16 protein-coding genes are annotated in these 17955 nt (G+C 69.3%); 11 read left to right on the forward strand and 5 right to left on the reverse strand.

Annotation, left to right across the window (positions count from 1 at the left end):
- Positions 1 to 65: 65 nt before the first annotated feature.
- On the forward strand, positions 66 to 932 hold the full coding sequence (gene metF / locus ACQY4V_RS12405; RefSeq protein WP_428512119.1) for a methylenetetrahydrofolate reductase [NAD(P)H]: 867 nt from the start codon (positions 66 to 68) through the stop codon (positions 930 to 932).
- Between the two features lie 706 nt (positions 933 to 1638).
- Positions 1639 to 2136: a PaaI family thioesterase gene (locus ACQY4V_RS12410; RefSeq protein WP_428512121.1), complete on the forward strand. Its 498-nt coding sequence runs from the start codon at positions 1639 to 1641 to the stop codon at positions 2134 to 2136.
- A 65-nt stretch (positions 2137 to 2201) separates the two neighbouring features.
- On the opposite strand, the gene ACQY4V_RS12415 is transcribed toward ACQY4V_RS12410, so the two are convergent.
- Together ACQY4V_RS12415 and ACQY4V_RS12420 are read right to left on the reverse strand one after the other, a co-directional pair.
- Complete coding sequence (locus tag ACQY4V_RS12415; RefSeq protein ID WP_428512123.1) at positions 2202 to 3278, reverse strand: DUF2235 domain-containing protein; 1077 nt, start codon at positions 3276 to 3278, stop codon at positions 2202 to 2204.
- Between the two features lie 299 nt (positions 3279 to 3577).
- A complete protein-coding gene (locus ACQY4V_RS12420) occupies positions 3578 to 4708 on the reverse strand; it encodes a type III PLP-dependent enzyme (protein WP_428512125.1) in 1131 nt (376 codons plus the stop codon).
- Positions 4709 to 4817: 109 nt separating this feature from the next.
- On the opposite strand from ACQY4V_RS12420, the gene ACQY4V_RS12425 reads away from it, so the two are divergent.
- From ACQY4V_RS12425 to ACQY4V_RS12460, 8 genes are all read left to right on the forward strand, one after another.
- Positions 4818 to 5252 (forward strand): Lrp/AsnC family transcriptional regulator, encoded by a 435-nt coding sequence (locus ACQY4V_RS12425; RefSeq protein WP_428512127.1) that lies wholly within the window; start codon positions 4818 to 4820, stop codon positions 5250 to 5252.
- A 370-nt stretch (positions 5253 to 5622) separates the two neighbouring features.
- Positions 5623 to 5835 (forward strand): Flp family type IVb pilin, encoded by a 213-nt coding sequence (locus ACQY4V_RS12430; protein WP_222452706.1) that lies wholly within the window; start codon positions 5623 to 5625, stop codon positions 5833 to 5835.
- Positions 5836 to 5925: 90 nt separating this feature from the next.
- On the forward strand, positions 5926 to 7140 hold the full coding sequence (locus ACQY4V_RS12435) for an AAA family ATPase (protein ID WP_428512129.1): 1215 nt from the start codon (positions 5926 to 5928) through the stop codon (positions 7138 to 7140).
- The gene (locus ACQY4V_RS12440; RefSeq protein WP_428512131.1) at positions 7137 to 8834 is read left to right on the forward strand and encodes a CpaF family protein; all 1698 of its coding nucleotides are present in this window, start codon (positions 7137 to 7139) and stop codon (positions 8832 to 8834) included. The genes ACQY4V_RS12435 and ACQY4V_RS12440 overlap by 4 nt, the downstream gene beginning before the upstream one ends.
- Before the next feature lie 3 nt (positions 8835 to 8837).
- The gene (locus ACQY4V_RS12445) at positions 8838 to 9779 is read left to right on the forward strand and encodes a type II secretion system F family protein (RefSeq protein ID WP_428512133.1); all 942 of its coding nucleotides are present in this window, start codon (positions 8838 to 8840) and stop codon (positions 9777 to 9779) included.
- On the forward strand, positions 9772 to 10746 hold the full coding sequence (locus tag ACQY4V_RS12450) for a type II secretion system F family protein (protein ID WP_428512135.1): 975 nt from the start codon (positions 9772 to 9774) through the stop codon (positions 10744 to 10746). The genes ACQY4V_RS12445 and ACQY4V_RS12450 overlap by 8 nt, the downstream gene beginning before the upstream one ends.
- A 3-nt stretch (positions 10747 to 10749) precedes the next feature.
- Complete coding sequence (locus ACQY4V_RS12455; RefSeq protein ID WP_428512137.1) at positions 10750 to 11184, forward strand: TadE/TadG family type IV pilus assembly protein; 435 nt, start codon at positions 10750 to 10752, stop codon at positions 11182 to 11184.
- Positions 11171 to 12949, forward strand: coding sequence for a TadG family pilus assembly protein (locus ACQY4V_RS12460; RefSeq protein ID WP_428512139.1), 1779 nt, complete (start codon positions 11171 to 11173; stop codon positions 12947 to 12949). The genes ACQY4V_RS12455 and ACQY4V_RS12460 overlap by 14 nt, the downstream gene beginning before the upstream one ends.
- A gap of 14 nt (positions 12950 to 12963) precedes the next feature.
- On the opposite strand, the gene ACQY4V_RS12465 is transcribed toward ACQY4V_RS12460, so the two are convergent.
- The 3 genes from ACQY4V_RS12465 to ACQY4V_RS12475 all read right to left on the reverse strand — a co-directional run bounded on the left by ACQY4V_RS12465 (position 12964) and on the right by ACQY4V_RS12475 (position 15901).
- Positions 12964 to 13524, reverse strand: a complete 561-nt coding sequence (locus ACQY4V_RS12465; RefSeq protein WP_428512141.1) for a helix-turn-helix transcriptional regulator — start codon at positions 13522 to 13524, stop codon at positions 12964 to 12966.
- 182 nt (positions 13525 to 13706) lie between these two features.
- Positions 13707 to 15209, reverse strand: a complete 1503-nt coding sequence (gene dacB / locus ACQY4V_RS12470; RefSeq protein ID WP_428512143.1) for a D-alanyl-D-alanine carboxypeptidase/D-alanyl-D-alanine endopeptidase — start codon at positions 15207 to 15209, stop codon at positions 13707 to 13709.
- A gap of 77 nt (positions 15210 to 15286) precedes the next feature.
- Complete coding sequence (locus ACQY4V_RS12475) at positions 15287 to 15901, reverse strand: nicotinate-nucleotide adenylyltransferase (protein WP_428517237.1); 615 nt, start codon at positions 15899 to 15901, stop codon at positions 15287 to 15289.
- A gap of 181 nt (positions 15902 to 16082) precedes the next feature.
- Here ACQY4V_RS12475 and ACQY4V_RS12480 point away from each other — a divergent pair, with 181 nt between their 5' ends.
- Positions 16083 to 17936: a putative bifunctional diguanylate cyclase/phosphodiesterase gene (locus ACQY4V_RS12480; RefSeq protein WP_428512145.1), complete on the forward strand. Its 1854-nt coding sequence runs from the start codon at positions 16083 to 16085 to the stop codon at positions 17934 to 17936.
- The last annotated feature ends 19 nt before the right edge of the window (positions 17937 to 17955 follow it).

A 17955-nucleotide genomic window follows, 5' to 3' on the forward strand; every position in this document is an offset into this window, starting at 1 on the left:
TGAAGTTGTCTCACATACGCGCGCCTGCGACAAGAGACCCAACAACAGTTTGCAGGATACCCGTCATGAGCACCCCCACCGTTTCCTTCGAGTTCTTCCCGCCCAAATCGCTGGAGGCCTCGTTCCGCCTCTGGGACACCGTCCAGACGCTCGCACCGCTGGACCCCAGCTTCGTGTCGGTCACCTACGGTGCCGGCGGCACGACCCGTGAACTGACGCGCGACGCCGTCGCCACGCTGCACAAGTCCAGCGGCCTGAACGTCGCCGCCCACCTCACCTGCGTCGAAGCCACCCGCGAGGAAACCCTCGCCATCGCCCAGGATTTCGCCGATGCCGGCGTGAACGAAATCGTCGCCCTGCGCGGCGACCCGCCCAAGGGCTCGGACGGCTTCACGCCGCATCCCGAGGGCTTTTCCGACAGCTGCGAGCTCATCTCGGCGCTGGCCGACATGGACCGCTTCAAGATCCGCGTCGGCGCCTATCCCGAGGTGCACCCCGAGGCGGCGGATGCCCAGGCCAATATCGACTACCTCAAGCGCAAGATCGACGCCGGCGCCGCCGAGGCGATCACCCAGTTCTTCTTCGACACCGAGGCGTTCTTCCGCTTCCGCGACGCCTGTGCCGATGCGGGCATCGACGCCCCCATCATCCCCGGCATCCTGCCGATCGAGAACTGGGGCGGCACGAAGCGCTTCGCCGCCGCCTGCGGCACGAAAATTCCCGCATGGCTGGACGAGGCCTTCACCAAGGCCGCCCGCGACGACCGCGAGACGCTGCTGGCCACGGCGCTGGCCACCGAACTGTGCAGCGAGCTGATCGAGGGCGGCGCCGAGCACCTGCATTTCTACACGCTCAACCGCCCCGAGCTGACGCGCGACGTCTGCCATGCCTTGGGCATAACGCCCAAGGTCGAACTGCGCGACGTCGCCTGACGCACCTTTGATCCCTGTGACACTCCCCTCCCCGGGGCTGTCGCAACGCCTGGCCCTGCCTTCCCCCGAAGGCGGGGCTTTTTCGTGCACACCTTTCAGGCGCGCAGGCAATGCGACGCGTGCTTGACCCGTGCTCGAACGTCAGGCTCGAGTCCTTTGCGGACACGTGTGATCTATATTCCCGAGCGCCATCGAGGGGCCGCGGCGCGGCGATCCGGCGGTGGTTCGGCAGTGCTTTATCCAGGCCAAGTCGGAGACAGAATTGAGCGATGCACCGAGCGTCACCCAATCGCCGGGCCGGGGGGGCGGCCCGTCGATGGCGCGGGGCCTGCGGCCTGTTCCCGCGCCGGGGCTGTGGATCAAACGTCTTTTATGTCCGCATTTCGGCCATTCATCTTTACCGCAGCGAATGTACGGTTCGAGTCCGTGAGTGACACTGGCATCGAGCCCCCGACCGGTTAACAGCCGCGAAGCGGCCCGGCGATCGTCAGCCCCTCCCTTGGGCTGACGCTAGCCTCCCTCGTGAATGGCAGCTTTGTCCCGCACAGCCGACCTTTGCCAGGCACCGCGACATGAACCGCAAACTTTCTGCGCATCAAAACGCGGGCCCTCCATCACAGCCACGACCTGCGAACGCCGTGGTGCTTTCATTCCCCGCCGCCGGGGCGGGCTTGCCACCCTCCCCGGCCCGAACTAGCGTGCCGCCATGACCGACACGCCCGCCCCCTTCACCGCCACATCGCTGGACCAGATGCCCGACATGGACGCGCTCCTGTCGCGCTCCGGCCTCGACTTCATGCGCGACATGATCGCGGGCCGCCTCACCGCCCCGCCCATCGGCGCCACGCTCGGCTTCACCGCGCTCTCTGCCGATCCCGGCCGGGTGGTGTTCGAAGGCACGCCCGGCTTCGGCGCCCTCAATCCGATGCGCGGGGTCCATGGCGGCTGGTATGGTGCGATCCTCGACTCTTGCATGGCCTGCGCGGTGATGACCCTGCTGGACAAGGGCCAAGTCTACACGACGCTCGAGTACAAGGTGAACATCACCCGCGCCCTTCCGCTGGGCATGGCGGCGCTGGCCACCGGCACCACCCAGCATGGCGGCCGCCGCACCGCCACCGCGGCGGGCGAACTGCGCGGCCGCGACGACGGCAAGCTCTACGCCACCGGCAGCACCACCTGCCTGATCATGGACGCCGCCTGACCGCCCGCGCCAAATCTTTTCGACAAAAGATTTGGCAAAACTTTTCCCGAAAGTTTTGCCCGCGCCTACATCACCGCCTGCGCATCGGTCGCATCCGGCGCGCCGCGGCCCCGCACGCTCTCGTGCAGCCGCTCGGACGGATCCCGCCCGACCACCCGCGCGCGGCGAATGAGGAAGATCTTGCCCCAGCCGCGCCACTTGCCGATCGACGGCGCGTCGGGGTCCGTCGGATACCGCGCGCGCCAGCCCTCGGGCAGGGTCAGCCCATGCGCCTCGGCCCGCTCCAGCATCCAGACCAGCGGGATGTTCGACAAGGGCCGCGCCGCCTCGAACCCGTCCAGCTGCCCGCCCACGTCGCCATGGGTGCCCCGGAACCACACCTGCTCCACCCGGCCCTCCCCGGCCCGCGACCCGGGCCCGGTTTCCCACATCACCGGGGTATAGACCCGCCGCGTCTCGTCCAGTGCCAGCGCGTGATAGCCATGCCGGATATGCGGCCCCAGCGCGTGGCTGTGAAACGCGTTCTTCGGCGTCAGCAATCGCCAGATCAGCGGGCCGGACCAGTCCAGCGCCTTCACCGTGTCCCAGACGCCCACCATCTCGATCGGAGAGCTTTCGTGGCACAGTGCGCGGGTGAATTCCGCCGCGGCGGACCCCGCCGCCTCGTCGCGGTAATGGCGATAGGCGGTCTTCACCTGCCGCTCGGTCGCATTTTCCGCTCGCAACAGCCCGATCCGGTCGATCACCCCGGCCAGCGACCGCACGGCATAGGCCCCGCGCGAGAACCCGAACAGGAAAATCCTGTCGCCGGGACGATAGCGTGACGCAAGATAGCCATAGGCCCGCCGGATCTGCCGGTTGATCCCGCGCCCCAGCATCACGTCGCCGGTGCGCCGCCAGTCCGGCCACTGCACCCCGGGCTCGTAATAGAGGGACATGCCCACGCCCACCGTCTCGTTCAGCAGCTTGAATGTCAGGCCCGCATTGCTCTCATAACCCGGATCGAGCGACGACATCGTGCCGTCCAGGATGATGACATGGCTCACCGCGCCCCGCGCGACATGCCTGGTCCGCACCCGTTCGCCACGGGTCAGGCCAACCAGCCGCCGGACAGCCCGGCCAATGCGTTTCGTCCAGCTCATCGCGGCCCACCATCCTCCAAACCCGGCCCGGGGTAAAGGACCCTGCGCACCGCTCCCGCGCTTTTGCCGGCACCCTGTTTCCTCTCCGGCACCGCCGTCACGCTCCGCACCGTGGGGACCCTTGGCTTGGGCCAGCCCGCGTCCGCTCCGCGACGACGCCAGTCCTCGCGGTTAAACCCGCCCCGGCACCTTCCCGCCCTCTCGCGGACCGCAAGCAGGCCCGGCACCGACGCGCGCGCCCGACGCTCCGCCGCCGCGTTTCAGCCAGACAAATGTTCGCCCGGCCCTCGGCTTTCCGGTCACGACAGCCGCGTCACCATGATCGGCCCGTCCGGTCCATAGCCGTTGAACCGCGTCGCCAGCGCCCGCGAATACGCACCCATCCCCTCGAACAGCACGTAATCTCCCTCGGCCACATCCTCGGGCAGCTCCACCGGATCGGGCAGCCGGTCCAGGCTGTCGCAGGTCGGCCCGAAGACCACGCGCGGCACCGGGGCACCGCCGCGCGGCCGTCCGTCGGGCCGGACCAGCCGCACCCGCGTCAGCGCGTCGATATCCCGCGCCTCGGCCAGCGCGCCGTAGATCCCGTCGTTGAGGAAAAGGCTCCCGTCCGGGCGCACCCCCTTGACGCGCGCGGCCAGCGTGAACGCCTCGGCCACCATCGCCCGCCCCGGCTCGCAGACCAGCGCGGGCGGCACGTCGAACGCCGCGCGCGCCACCTCCGCCACGTGGTCGAAAATCGCCTCCAGGTCCGGCGCCGCCCCCGAGCGATGCGCCGCGAACCCACCGCCCACGTTCAGCCGGTCCAGCGTGACACCCGCCATCCGCGCCACCTCGGCACTGGCCTTCACATACGCCCCCCAGGCCGCCGGGTCGGCGCATTGCGTGCCGGGATGAAAGCAGATGCCGGGACGAAACCCCATCTCTGCGACCCGCCGCAGTAGCGCCGCCGCCGCCTCCGGCGCGGCCCCGAACTTGGCCCCGAAATCATAGGCCGCGCCGCGCACCGGCAGCGCCAGCCGCACGGTCACCTCCAGGTCGCGCGGCAGGCCGGACAGCTTTTCCAGCTCCGACATGCAATCGACCGAGCACGAGGCGACGCCCATCGCCGCGGCGGTGTCGACCTCCGCGACCGAGCGCACGGGGTTGTTGTAATGCAGCACCGCCCCGGGCGCGGCGGCCCGCACCGCCCGCATTTCCGCCGGGCTCGCCACGTCGAACGCTGTGAGGCCCGCCGCGGCCAGGTTGGCCAGCACCTCGTCGCCCGGATTGGCCTTGACCGCATAGGTCACCAGCCCGTCGAAACCGTCCAGGAACCGGCGCGCCGTCGCCTGAAGAACTTCGGGACTGAAATAGAGAACCGGCACGTCGGGGCGGTGCCGTACAAGATGAGCCAGCGGGCTCTGCCACGTGGATGTCTGATGCTGCATGTGTCGCCTCGTTGATGGTCTTTTGTTCAGTGTGAAGCGAAACCGCGTGGTTTTGTCGGGTCAGATTGTACGAAATGTCGTAACATGTCGGCAAAACGCCGGGGGAATCATGCAAACAGACGAACTTGACGAAGCGCTGATCGCACTCCTGCAGGAAAACGCGCGCATGCCCGTCGCCACGCTCGCCCGAAGGCTGGGCCTTGCGCGCACCACCATCCAGGCCCGGCTCGACCGGCTGGAAACCTCCGGCGTGATCCTGGGCTATACCTTGCGCCTCAACGCCGCGCGCCGCGCGCCCCTGCGCGCCACCGCGCTTGTCCAGATCGAGGCCCGCAGCCAGCCCACGGTGCTCTCGCGCCTGCAATCGCTGCCCAATGTGCGCCGCGTGCACACCACCTCCGGGCGTTTCGACCTGATCGTCACGCTCGAGGCCGAAACCACGGAAGAGCTTGACGACACGCTCGACCGCATCGGCGACGCCAAGGGCGTGCGCGGATCGGAATCGCTCATCCACCTCGCCACCAAGCTCGACCGCGGGCACTAGGCGTCCCCCGTCCCGGACCTGATCCGGGACCTCCCCGCCGCCCGACCGATTCGTCCAAGCCTGCCCGTTCAGGCCGGTTTTCACGCCTTTTCCCGCGCCGGTTCCCGCCTGTCCCCGACGTGGTCAATCATTCCGCGTCCGACCCCCTCGAACCCCGCCACCGTTTCGCCACATCCGCGCCCGCTTCCGCCAATTTCGGCGCAAAATTCCGTACGACCTTGGTCGGACGACCTTCCGACGATGGGGTCGTAAAGCACCGCACCGACCGAGGAAGGATTTCGTACTTCGCCGCACCGCGCCACTCTCAAGCCACACGAGGGTCGCCAGGACCCGCACTCAACAACCACGACAACCACGGAAGAAAACGACCATGACCATCGCACGCAAATCCATCCAGACCCTCGCCCGCACCTTCGCCCGCGACGAGGACGGCGCCACCGCCATCGAATACGGCCTCTTCGCCGCCCTCGTGGGCGCGGTGATCGTCGGCACCATCGCCACGCTGGGCGGCCAGACGAACACCGGCTTCACCACCATGAGCGACGAACTCACCGCCCAGGGGATTGACGCGCCCACCAACTGACGCCTCGCCGCATCTTGCCGGGGCGGCCCGCGCTGCGGCGCGGCCGTCCCGCCCTCACCCCTCTTCCCTCACCCCAACCGGAGACCGCCCATGCCCTTCGACACCCAAGACGGCGTCGCCCCGTCGCTCCAGGCCTATGTCTGTTCCGATACCGGCGCCGCCACGGCCCGCGCCGTTCTGGCGGAAAGCAAACAGGTGGCCAAGGCGATCCACGGCGGCGGCCTCAGCGGGGCGGCGCGGCTTCTGCCCAATGCGTCGAGGGTCAAGTGCATCCTGGCCGAGATGGGCCAGCTTTCCCTCGACATGGCGACCGAATGCGTCGCGGAACTGACCCGCGCCGGCATCGAGGTGATCGTGCTGGGCCGCGTAGACGACATCGCCACCTACCGCGCATTGCGGCAGGCCGGCGCGCGCGACTACTTCGCCTTGCCGGCCAAGGCCTCCGACATCCTCGCCGCCACCACGGCGACGCCCCCGGCGGTCGGCATGGCTGCGTCCGTCGCCGAACCGCAGGCCCAGCGCGGGCGTGCCATCGGCGTCATCGGCTGCAAGGGCGGCACCGGCGCCAGCCTTCTGGCGCAGAACCTCGCCGCGCACGCCTCGGCCCCCAGGGGCGCCGCGCGAAACACCGCCCTCCTGGATGCCGATCTCGAGTTCGGCAGCCAGGCGATCGACCTCGACCGCGACGAGACGCGCGGCCTCTTCGACGCGCTCCGCGCGCCCGCCCGGGTCGACGGCACATTCATCGCCGCCACCATGGACCAGATCAGCGACACGCTCTCGCTGTACTCCGGCCAGGTACGCCGCGACCAGACCGCCGCCGACTACGAACCCGGCCTCGCGGCTCTCCTGCCGCGCCTACGCGATGCGTTCGACACGGTCATCGCCGACCTGCCCCGGGGCCTCGTCCTGCGCCAGCCCGACGTCATCGGCACCCTCGACCGCCTCGTGCTGGTCCTGCCCGCGGGCTTTGCCGGGGTCAACGCCGCCAGCCGCCTGATCGGCCAGGTCCGGGCGGATCATCCCGACCTGCCGATCCTCGCCGTGCTGTCGGAAACCCTCAAGGATGCGGGCATCCGCCACAAGGACATCGCCAAGGCGCTCGACATGCCCCTCACGGCGATCCTTCCCTGCTGCACGTCGGCGCTGGCAAAGGCGCACAAGGCCGCGCGGCCGCTCGTCACGCTGCAGCCCCGGTCGTCCTGGGCACGCGCCGTGCGCACCGTGTTCGACGCGGCCACGGACCCCGCCGCGGCCAACGCCGCCCCGCGCAAGGCCACGCCCCGCAAGAGACTGTTCGGATGAAACACGAGGTCATCGAGCACGGCAACCGTCCCGCGCTCGACCGCGTGCTGCAAATCGCACGCCGGATCGACGCCGACGGCCTGTCGGTCGAGGAAAAGGTGAACACCGCCCTCACCTTCGTGGTCGAGGCCGCGGAGACCCCGATCTCGCTCGGCCAGCAGCGTGCCCTCCTGGCCCAGGCCGTGGCGGTCCTGGGCGGTACAGCCCCCGCCCTGTCCGATCCCCCGGCCCAGATACGCGTGCCGACACCGGCCCGGGCCGGGCCCGCGTCCCCGCAACAGCCGCGCCCGCACGCACCCTTCGATGCCCCGACCCGCCCCGCCGCGCAGCCCCCCGCCCAGGCCCAACGGCCCGCGAACGGCACGCCCAGGTCGGTGCCCGAGCCGAAGCTGCCCGCCCTCATCCAATCCGTCAACGCCGCCAACACCGCAGGCTCCGACGTCTCGACCTTGGTCGGCGAGATGATCCAGGCCCTCTCGGAACTGCTCGACTTCACCGAGATGGCCGCGCTGCCCCGCGCCGATCAGGAAAGCCGCATTCACGACGCCATCCACGGCATCTCAGAGCAGCGCAAGATGCACCTCAACGGGCGCGAAGTGGCCGACCTGGTGCAGGCCGTGCTGGCCGACATGCTGGGCCTCGGCCCGCTCGAACGCCTGCTGGCCGACGAGGAGGTGACCGACATCATGGTCAACGGCGCCGCGCAGGTCTATGCCGAACGTCGCGGCAAGCTGGAACTGACCGGCACGCGCTTTCGCGACAACGCCCATGTCCATGCCGTGGCCTCCCGCATGGTCGCCGCCGTGGGCCGCCGCATCGACGAGGCGCAGCCGATGGTCGATGCCCGCCTCAAGGACGGCAGCCGCGTCAACGTCGCCATCCCGCCCTTGGCCATCGACGGCCCCACCATCACCATCCGCAAGTTTCCCGCCGCGCCGATGAAGCTGGAAACGCTGGTGGCCAACGGCTCACTGTCGGAACAGATGGCGGGCTTTCTCGGCCTGGCCGCCTACCTGCGCCTCAACGTGCTGGTCTCGGGCGGCACCGGCTCGGGCAAGACCACGCTTATGAACGCGCTGTCCGCCTTCATCCCCGCCACCGAACGGCTCGTCACCATCGAGGACGCCGCCGAACTGCGCTTCCAGCAGCCCCATGTGGTCCGGTTCGAAACCCGCCCCCCCAATGTGGAGGGCAAGGGCGAGGTCACCATGCGCACGCTGGTGCGCAACGCGCTCAGGATGCGCCCCGACCGCATCATCATCGGCGAGATCCGCGGCGACGAGGTGCTGGACCTCCTGCAGGCCATGAACACCGGCCATGACGGCTCGATGAGCACCCTGCACGCCAACTCCCCGCGCGAAGCGATGACCCGGATCGAGAGCATGGCCGCGCTCGCCGGCTTCGACATGGCTTCGGGCGTGGTGCGCCGCCAATTGGCGGACGCGGTGCAGCTGGTGATACAGATTTCCCGGATGCGCGACGGCACCCGCCGCATCACCTCGATCTCCGAGGTCGCCGGGCTCGAAGGCGATGTCGTCACCCTTCAGGACCTCTTCACCTTCGAGACCGACCCCGACAGCACCCGCGCCGAAGTGCGCGGCCAGTTCCGCTATTCCGGCTATCGCCCCAAATTCGCCAGCCGCGCCGCCGATTACGGCGTCGGCGCCGATCTCGACGCCGTGCTGAGAGGATAACACATGACCCTTTTTCTCATCGCCCTGACGGCCAGCATCGCCACCTTCACCGCCCTCGTGCTGTGGGTGCTGGTGCATGTCGACCGCACCCGCCGCCGCCTCCGGGCCCGGCTCCGCCGCGGCCTCGCCCAGACCCGCGCCGCGGCGCTCGAACCGCCGCGCCGCGTGATCCGGATGCAGCGCGACAGGGGCGGCCTCACCGCCCGGATCGAGGCGCTGCTGGCCCAGACCGGCCTCAACGTCGCCCCCAGCGACATCTGCATCCAGGTCACCATCGCCGCCGTGGCGATCTATGGCCTGGCGGTGCTCTATGCCGGGATGAACCCTGTCCTGGCGCTGGGGCTGGCCGTGGCCCTGCCCGTGGGCCTCGCCGTCGCGGTGCTGCGCCACGCCCGCACCCGCTACCAGGCCGCGTTCACCGAACGCCTGCCCGAGGCGCTCGACATCTTCGCCCGCGGCCTGCGTGCCGGACGGCCCATCGCGGATTCGCTGCGCATCGTGGTGGAAACCACCACCGGCCCCGTGCAGACCGAATTCGCCCGCTGCCACGGCGAGATCTGCCTCGGCACGCCCCTGCCCGACAGCCTCGCGGGCCTCTACATGCGGTTGCGCACCGCCGAGATCGGCTTTTTCGCCGTCGCCACCGCCCTTCAGGCCGACTCGGGCGGCAACCTCGTCGAGACGCTGGAAAACCTGGCCGAACAGCTGCGCGAACGCCGCAAGCTGCGCAAGAAGGCGCGGGCGCTCTCGTCCGAGGCCCGCGCCAGCGCCATGATCCTCGCGGCCCTGCCCTTTTGCATCGCCCTGGCGCTCTTCGTGCTGAACGGTGCCTATCTCAAACCGCTCTTCACCGATCCGCGCGGCCAGGTGATGGCCGCGGGCGCGCTGACCAGCGTCACGCTCGGGGTCTACCTGATGGCCCGCATGGGGCGTCCCGATGTCTGAGTCGATGATGAATATCCTGTCCTGGATGGCCTTCGCGGGCCTGATCCTGGCCACGCTCGGCCTCGGCGCGCTGGTCGACATCGAACGCAGGCGCGCCGGCCTCATGCTGCGCCTGCGCCGCGCCGGCGGCGAGGCGCTCGGCCCCCGCGCCGCCGCCCCCGGCACCGCGGGCCCGGGCAGCTTCGCCTGGCTGCGCGGCGGGCTGCGCCGGATCGTCCTGCGCCTGGGCGAACGCCTCTCGGTGATCCTCGGCGGCGAGGCCCGCGACACCGCCGCCGACCTGCGCTCGGCCGGCTATCGCAGCCGCGACGCCCTCCTCGTCTACGCGTTCCTGAAAACGGTCCTGCCCGTCTGCGCCTTCCTGTCCGGTGGCCTCTGGGTCCTGACCGTCTACCCCATCGGCATGCAAGCGCTCATTCCCTCGGCCATCGTCCTGGCCGTGGCGCTCGGCATGTCGATGGGAATCGACATGGTGGTCGACAGCAAACGCCGCGCCCGCCTCGCCCGCATCCGCCGCGGCTTTCCCGACCTGCTGGAACTCCTGGTGATCGCCTCCGAGGCCGGCCAGGGCCCGCAGCAGGCCCTGCACCGCGTCGCGCGCGAGCTGCAATACAGCACGCCCGAGCTTGCCGCCGAGATGCAGCAGATGGTCGCCGAAATCTCCATGACCAACGACCGCCGCACCGCCTATGACAAGCTCTCGGCCCGCGTGCCCCTGCCCGAAATCGCGATCTTCACCCAGGCGTTGGAACAGTCCGACACCTACGGCACGCCCTTTGCCCGCGCCATGCGCAACCTGGTGGCCGAACAACGTGCCAACCGCCTGATCGCGCTCGAGGAAAAGGCCGCGCGCCTGCCCGTCCTGATGACCGTGCCGCTGATCTTCTGCATCATGCCGGCGGTCTTCGTGGTGCTGGTCGGCCCCGCCGGGCTCTCGATCTTCGACAACATCCTCGCGGGACGCTAGACCATGACCCTGCTCCGCCTCACCACTGCCGCCCGCCGCTTCGCCCATGACACCTCCGGCGCCGTCGCCATCGAGTTCATGCTCATCGCGCCGATCCTGCTGGCGCTGATCCTCGGCATCATCACCCTGGGCTTCTACATGGGCGTCAGCCATTCGGTGCACCAGCTGGCCGCCGGGGCCGCCCGCGCCTCCGTCGCCGGCCTCGACGAGACCGAGCGGCGCGACATCGCCACCACCTACCTCGCGCAGGGCGCCACCCGATATCCCCTCCTCAAGGCCGAGGCGCTGACCTCTTCGCTCGACTATTCGGGCACCGCCACGGGCAGCATCACCGTCAACGTGACCTACGCCGCCGACGGCACCCTGCTGGACGTGGCCAACGGCTTTCTCAACCTCGGGATCGAGACGATCCGGGGACGCGCCTATGTCGCTTACTGACCGCTTCGCCCGCTTTGCCCGCGACGACTCCGGCGTCGTCGCCATCATCGTGTCACTGATGCTGACGGTGCTCTTCGGCTTCGTGGCACTCGGCGTCGACGTGGCCGCGCTCTACCGCGACCGCGCGCGCCTGCAGGCCGCCAGCGACCTCGGCGCGCTCAGCGCCATGGCCGACGCCTCCGCCGCGCGGCCCCGCGCCGAGGACGCCATCGCCCGCAACGGGCGCGCGCCCACGACGTTGACCGACCTGCAGACCGGACGCTATTTCCGCAACCCCGCCATTCCCCGCACCGAGCGTTTCGTGGCCTCCGTCGACGAGTCCACGCCGGTCAATGCCGCCTTCGTCACGCTCACCGACGACTCGCCGCTCTATTTCGGCCAGATCTTCAGCGGCGCCTCCACCGTCGCGCTCAATCGCAGCGCCCTGGCCACCCGCACCGGCGCGGCCAGCTTTTCACTGAACAGCCACCTAACCAATCTCGACCCCGCCGCGCTCAACGCCTTGCTCACGGCGGAATACGGCGCCGGGGCGCAGATCGACGCGGGCGATTTCAGCCTGCTGGCTTCGACGCAAATCAACCTTGGCTCGCTGATGGAAACCCTCGACGCGCTGGTGGGCGGCGGCTCGGCCAACCCCGCCGACGTGCTCGATGCGGTCACCACCGCCGACACCGTGCTCGATGCGCTGGTTGCTGAATTACCGCCCGCCCTCGCCGGCAGCCTCGCCGGGCTTGCCAGCGCCGCCGCAGGTCAGGACATCGACGTCGCCACCGTCGTCGGCGGCATCGACACCCGCCTGGGCCTCACCGCCACCGATTTCCTGACCGAATTCGACGTCACGGCCCTCGATATCGTCAAGGCCGTGCTCGCCGCCGAGGCCATCGAGGCCGCATCCCTGGGCCTCGACCTGAACGTGGCGGGCATCGCAGGGGTCGACGCGCGGCTCTCTGCCGGCGAGCCGCCCGCCCGCTCGGGCTGGGTCGCCCTGGGCGAGGACGGCGTGCAACTGCACCGAGCCGCCGCACGGCTCGCCCTCGACATCGACGCCGATCCCGGCCTGCTGACCGGCCTTGCGCCCGAGGTCACGGCCACCGGCCTGCGCGTGCCGCTCTACGTGGAACTCGCCGGCGCCACCGCCTCGCTGGAAGAGATCAGCTGCACTGCCGCGCGCGCCTCGGATCTCGCGGCATCCTTCTCGGTCTCGCACACGCCCCTGCACCCCGCAAACGGCACCTCGGTCGCCGCGCTCTACCTCGGCACCCTCCCCACGGGCACCAGCGCCACCGCCGCGATCGACCCGGCCAGCCTCGGCTTTGCCGACCTTCTGACCGTGCGCATCGCGATCCCCGTGCCGCTCCTGCCCGACCTGGTGCTGGCCGATCTCGTGGTCCAGGCCCGCAGCCACGTCGCACTGGGCCGCTCGAACACCGAAACCATCACCTTCACCCGCGGCGACGTGGCCGCAGGCGACGCCGTCCGCAGCTTCGGCTCGGAACAGCTGGTGACGAACGCCGTCAGCACCCTTTTGTCATCCGAAACCACGGAGATCCGTGTCAAACCCGACCAGCAAGGCCTTGTCACCGGCCTTGCGGCGCCCGTCGTCAACACCCTGCTCGCCAATCTTTCCGGTCATCTTCTGGCCGCGCTCACCACGCCGGTCGACGGCGTGGTCGACGGCGTGCTGGCAGATGTGGGGCTGGAGCTTGGCGCAGGCGAGCTGACCCTGACCGGCCATCACTGCGAACTCATCCGGCTGGTGCGGTAAGCCCGGCCGCGGTGTCAGGCGACGTGCTGCTTGCGGCGTCCGACCAGCGGCAGCGCATCCTGCGTGCTGATCTTCGTCGCCGGTTCCTCGGCCTCGCGCGCCATCGACACGACCTCGTCGGTGACGAAGGCGATCAGCTGGTACCGCGACTCCAGTCCCGATTTCTGATAGATCCGGCCCAGCTGCGATTTCACCGTGGTGATGGCGCTGCCCCGCATCTCGGCGATCTCGCTGTTGGAAAATCCCTTGGCCACGAAAATCGCCACGTCCGCCTCGGCCTGCGACAGGCCCCAGTCGGGCGCGTGGCGCAGGATCACCGTTTCCTTGGCGATGGGCTCGCTCACGCCCGGTGCCAGCTTTTCCTTCCGCTTCTGCACCACGTGGCGCGCCAACTGCGTGCAGGCGACATAGGCCACCACCGCCGTCAGTGCGAAAAACAGCGCGAAAAGCCCCGAGACGACCGCCATGCTCGGCGCGGCCTCGGCTTCCGCAAAGGCAAAGTGAAGAACCAATAGCGTCTTCAGGGCCGCGATGACCGAAACCAAGACACACCCAAATACCCAAATACGTGACATCGCGTCACCTCCTGTTCGCGTTATTCCGCGGGCAACCTCACCGCAAATTGAGGCAATTTTGAGGTAACTGTTTCTAAATTGTCGACGATTGCAGGATCCATGCACGCACTGGCAGAATCTCCCCACTCTCGTTCAGGCAAAAGTGGTTCGCGCCCGCCTTTGCCCGGCCCGCGAGACCCGCCTCATCCGGCGTACAGAACGCTCCAGCGCTCGATCAGCGCCTGCTGAAGCCGCTTGGACCGACCGTTCCAGCTTGCCGCTCCCGGCGGGCGCGAATCCGACGTGCTGTCGATGGGGTCGCGCAGCTCCTGGTTGGCCGTCATGACCGCAAAGGCCAGCTCGGTGTCGTCGGGCGCCGTGGCATAGCCCGCAAGCGTGCTGACGAAATAGAGCGTACCCGTCTTGGCGGCCACCTTGACCGGATGGTCGGGCATCGGCGCGCCCTGGCCGTCGCGCATCCCGAACGGCTTCAGGATCGGCTTCAACAGACCGTCGCCATGCACCCGCGCCAGCGCCCGCGCCATCGCCTCGGGCGTCACCCGCGACGTCTCGCCCAGGCCCGAGTGATCGACCAGCGTCGCGCCGGTGATGCCCAGGCTTTGCTGCGCCCAGGCCGTCATCTCGGCCCCCGACGCCGCCAGGTCCACGCTTTGGCCCAGCCGCGCCCGCGTCGCCGTCAACCCGACCAGCTCGGCGGTCAGGTTGTTGGAATATTTCAGCATGTCCTGCAGGATCGGCACCAGCGGCTCGCTCTGGTGGCGCACCAGGACCTCGCCCTCGGGCGCGGCCTCGACCGGCTCGCCCGCCGTCACCGTCACGCCCTGCGCCTGCGCCAGCGCGGTGAACACCTCGACCGCGTATTCGCCGGGCCGCCGCACCGGCAGCCAGCGCGACCCGCCATTGCCCAGCGCGCCCGACGCCACGGTCCAGGCATCGTGATCGCCCCCGTCCTCGTAGGTATAGACCGGCCCCTTGCGCTGCGCGACGCGCATCCGCGCCACCCGCACCGAGGGGCGATAGCGGTCCGACCGCGCGTCCATCGCCACGGTGTAATCCCCGCCCGACCGCTTCCACTCGAAATGCACCCGGTTGAAATTCAGGTTCAGCCCCGACAGCGACGGGTTATAGCCCACATGCAGGGGCTGTTCGTCGTCGATGAACCGGGTAAAGGGCAGCGCCCCGGCCCAGGCCCGCACATGGCCCGTCACGCGGGTAACCCCCGCCTTCTTCAGCCGCGCCGCCATGTCGGCCAGCCCGTTGGTGTCCAGCACCGGGTCACCGCCACCGGCCAGCACCACGTCGCCGTCCAGCACACCGTCGGTCACCGGCCCGGTCGCTATCAGCCGCGTCTCGAAACGATAATCCTCGCCCAGCGTCTCCAGCGCATATAGCGCGGTGAGCGCTTTCATCACGCTGGCCGGCGGCAGCGGAATGTCCGCCGCGTGGCCTTCCAGCACCTTGCCGGTCTTCACGTCGACCACCGAAAAGCCCACATCGCCGCCCAGCTTGGCCCGCTCGATCAGCGCGTCGGCACTCGGCACCGACCGCTGGCGGGCCGCCTCCGCGCCGCCCTCGGGGCGCAGCTGCGGGCGCAAGGACACCTTGGGCGCGTTGGCCAGCGCGCCGCCGGCCAGGCTGGCCAGCGCGGTCGTCAACAGGAAACGTCTGGAAATATCGCGTCGCATGGGCCCAATTAACCCAAGCGCGGCGGGTCACACAATCGGCAATTCCGCCATCCCGGCCCCAGGTCGCGACGTCGCGATCAACTTTCCGAAAGATCGCCCCAGTCGCCCCGGGCCCGCAGGGCGGTCGACGACAGCGCGCTCATCGGCACGTTGACGAAACACCACGCCGGCGCGACGGCAAAGCGCAACGCCCGCGACTGCCGCGCCGGGATGCGCGCGGCGCGATAGATCCGCGCCGGCTTCGACATCCGCGCCGAGATCCGCTGCCCGGGCCGGGCCAGCACGCCGATCGGCACCGTCTGCATGATCCGTTGCCAGTCCTGCCAGTGCTCGAACTGCGCCAGGTTGTCGGCCCCCATCAGCCAGACGAAATGCACATGCGGCCGCATCCTTTGCAACACCGCCAGCGTCTCTGCGGTATAGCGCGTGCCGACCTGCGCCTCGAAATCGCTGACGTGGATCCGCGGATGATCCACCAGCGCCCGGCACGCCGCCATCCGCCGCGCCAGCGGCTGCGGCCCCCGCGCCTTCAAGGGGTTGCCGGGGCTCACCAGCCACCACACCCGGTCCAGGCCAAAGCGCCGCAGCGCCTCGCGGCTGATATGCACATGCCCCGCATGGGGCGGGTCGAACGATCCCCCCAAAAGCCCGATTACCACGCCGGGCCGCGTCATCGGCAAGCGCACACGCATGTCCTCTCCCTTCGCGTCGCCCCTGAAATCGCCGGGATGCGGCGGGATGTCCAGCCTTTTCACCACAGCGCTCCCGCACCGGGATTCGACGCAATTTTAGGGATTTAGCCTTTGAAGTCGCACGGAATGTTAAGCGCCGCGTGGCAAGACGGCTCTCGGTGAGTACCGCAAGAGTATGGGCGTGGCAGAGCAGAGCAACATACCGCACCCGCATCCCGCCGATGCGGCGCAGGGTCCTTCAGCGGACGGGGCTGGCCCGTCGCGCCCCGTGGACGACCTGTCTTGCTGCCCGCAGTTCCTGAACCGGACCCAGGACGCCATCATCGTCCAGGATATCGAAGGTCACGTCGAATGGATGAACCCCGCCGCCGAGGCGATGTTCGCCACCTCTCTCGACCGCGTGCGCGGGATCAAGGTCATGGCCCATGTCCTGCCCGACGGCGCCCGCGTCGACCCCGCCAAGGTGGCCGCTTTCCGCTATGACATCCACAGCGCCATCTTCGACCGTGACCACCTTGCCCGGCACAAGCGCGTCAGCGGGGAAACATTCTGGAACCTGCACAGCTTTACCCTGCTGGCCACGCCCACGGGCCACAAGATCGCCATTACCTGCCGCGACGTGACCGGCACGGTCGAGACCGAACAGGGCCTGCGCCGCGCCAAGGCCCGCCTGCAACACGCCGCGCATCACGATGACCTGACAGGTCTGGCCAACCGCAAGCGGCTGTCGCAATACCTCGCCTCCGACATCGTGGCCCGCGCCCTGGCCGAGCGGCGCGTCGGCGTGCTGCATCTCGACCTCGACAAGTTCAAGGAAATCAACGACACGCTGGGCCACGCCGCCGGCGACGCCGCCCTCAGACACGTGGCCGACCTCCTGCGCCGCTTCTGCGGCCCGCAGGATCTCGCCTGCCGGATCGGCGGCGATGAATTCCTGCTGGTCTGCCTCGGCACGGCGACCGAGGACGCCCTGTTGACCCGGGCCGAACTGCTGCTCGGGGCCACCCACGACCCGCTGATGTGGAACAACCAGGCGATCCGCGTGGGCCTTTCGATCGGCGCCTGCCTCACACAGGACAGCTCAGAGGACGGCGAGGCGCTCATCCACCACGCCGATCAGGCCCTCTACGAGGCCAAGATCCGCGGTCGCGGTCGCGTCATGCTGTATACCCCCGCCCTGGGCCAGGTTCAGATCGCGCAGAACCGGATGACCCGCGAATTGCGCCTCGCCACCGCGGAAAAGCAGCTGACCGTGCACCTGCAACCCCAGCTCGACCTCGCCCGCGGCCGCATCACCGGCTGCGAGACGCTTCTGCGCTGGAACCATCCGCGCCTGGGCCAACTGCCCCCCGGCGCGTTCTTCGAAACCGCCCGCCGTGCCGGCGTTCTGGCCGATCTCGACTACCAGTCGATGCACCTGTCGCTCGACGCGCTCACGCGCCTGCACGCGGCGGGCTTCGACGACCTGACCCTCTCCCTCAACGTCTCCGCCGAGGCGCTGACGGATGTGAACTACGCCGGCCTGCTGGACTGGGCGCTGCAATCGCGCGGGCTCAAGCCCTCGCAGATCTGCGTCGAGATCACCGAGACCACCATTCTTCAGGGCGGCGGACGCACCATCGCCACCGCCGTCGACCGGCTGAAACGCATGGGCGCCCGCGTGGCGCTCGACGATTTCGGCACCGGCTACGCGGGCCTCGCCCATATCTCGGAAATCGAGGTGGACGAGATCAAGCTCGACTGCTCGCTCACCGCCAACATCGCGACCGACCCGCGCAACCGCGCCATCGTGCGCTCCATCATCGAGCTGTGCCGCAAGCTGGGCACCCATGTCACCGCCGAAGGGGTGGAGACCGCCGAACAACTGCGCCTTCTGCGCGTCGCCCGCTGCCCCGCGATCCAGGGCTTCGTGCTGGCCCATCCCCAGCCCTGCGACGACATGATCGCCTGGCTGTCCGCCAACCTGCCCCTGCCCGCCGATTTCGGCAAGGCGTCGCCCCCCGCGCCCGCCGCCCGCCTCCGTCCCGCCCGCTGACGCGCTTTCAGCGTTTGAA

The organism is Roseovarius sp. (genome assembly GCF_965277045.1).
GTDB lineage: Bacteria > Pseudomonadota > Alphaproteobacteria > Rhodobacterales > Rhodobacteraceae > Roseovarius.

Bases quoted from the DNA above. Each gene is read 5' to 3' on its own strand.
- dacB (WP_428512143.1), bottom strand. From the start codon at position 15,209: ATGCGACGCGATATTTCCAGACGTTTCCTGTTGACGACCGCGCTGGCC.
- ACQY4V_RS12455 (WP_428512137.1), top strand. From the start codon at position 10,750: ATGACCCTGCTCCGCCTCACCACTGCCGCCCGCCGCTTCGCCCATGAC.
- ACQY4V_RS12450 (WP_428512135.1), top strand. From the start codon at position 9,772: ATGTCTGAGTCGATGATGAATATCCTGTCCTGGATGGCCTTCGCGGGC.
- ACQY4V_RS12445 (WP_428512133.1), top strand. From the start codon at position 8,838: ATGACCCTTTTTCTCATCGCCCTGACGGCCAGCATCGCCACCTTCACC.
- ACQY4V_RS12435 (WP_428512129.1), top strand. From the start codon at position 5,926: ATGCCCTTCGACACCCAAGACGGCGTCGCCCCGTCGCTCCAGGCCTAT.
- ACQY4V_RS12465 (WP_428512141.1), bottom strand. From the start codon at position 13,524: ATGTCACGTATTTGGGTATTTGGGTGTGTCTTGGTTTCGGTCATCGCG.
- ACQY4V_RS12415 (WP_428512123.1), bottom strand. From the start codon at position 3,278: ATGAGCTGGACGAAACGCATTGGCCGGGCTGTCCGGCGGCTGGTTGGC.
- ACQY4V_RS12440 (WP_428512131.1), top strand. From the start codon at position 7,137: ATGAAACACGAGGTCATCGAGCACGGCAACCGTCCCGCGCTCGACCGC.
- ACQY4V_RS12430 (WP_222452706.1), top strand. From the start codon at position 5,623: ATGACCATCGCACGCAAATCCATCCAGACCCTCGCCCGCACCTTCGCC.
- ACQY4V_RS12475 (WP_428517237.1), bottom strand. From the start codon at position 15,901: ATGCGTGTGCGCTTGCCGATGACGCGGCCCGGCGTGGTAATCGGGCTT.
- ACQY4V_RS12425 (WP_428512127.1), top strand. From the start codon at position 4,818: ATGCAAACAGACGAACTTGACGAAGCGCTGATCGCACTCCTGCAGGAA.
- ACQY4V_RS12460 (WP_428512139.1), top strand. From the start codon at position 11,171: ATGTCGCTTACTGACCGCTTCGCCCGCTTTGCCCGCGACGACTCCGGC.
- metF (WP_428512119.1), top strand. From the start codon at position 66: ATGAGCACCCCCACCGTTTCCTTCGAGTTCTTCCCGCCCAAATCGCTG.
- ACQY4V_RS12410 (WP_428512121.1), top strand. From the start codon at position 1,639: ATGACCGACACGCCCGCCCCCTTCACCGCCACATCGCTGGACCAGATG.
- ACQY4V_RS12420 (WP_428512125.1), bottom strand. From the start codon at position 4,708: ATGCAGCATCAGACATCCACGTGGCAGAGCCCGCTGGCTCATCTTGTA.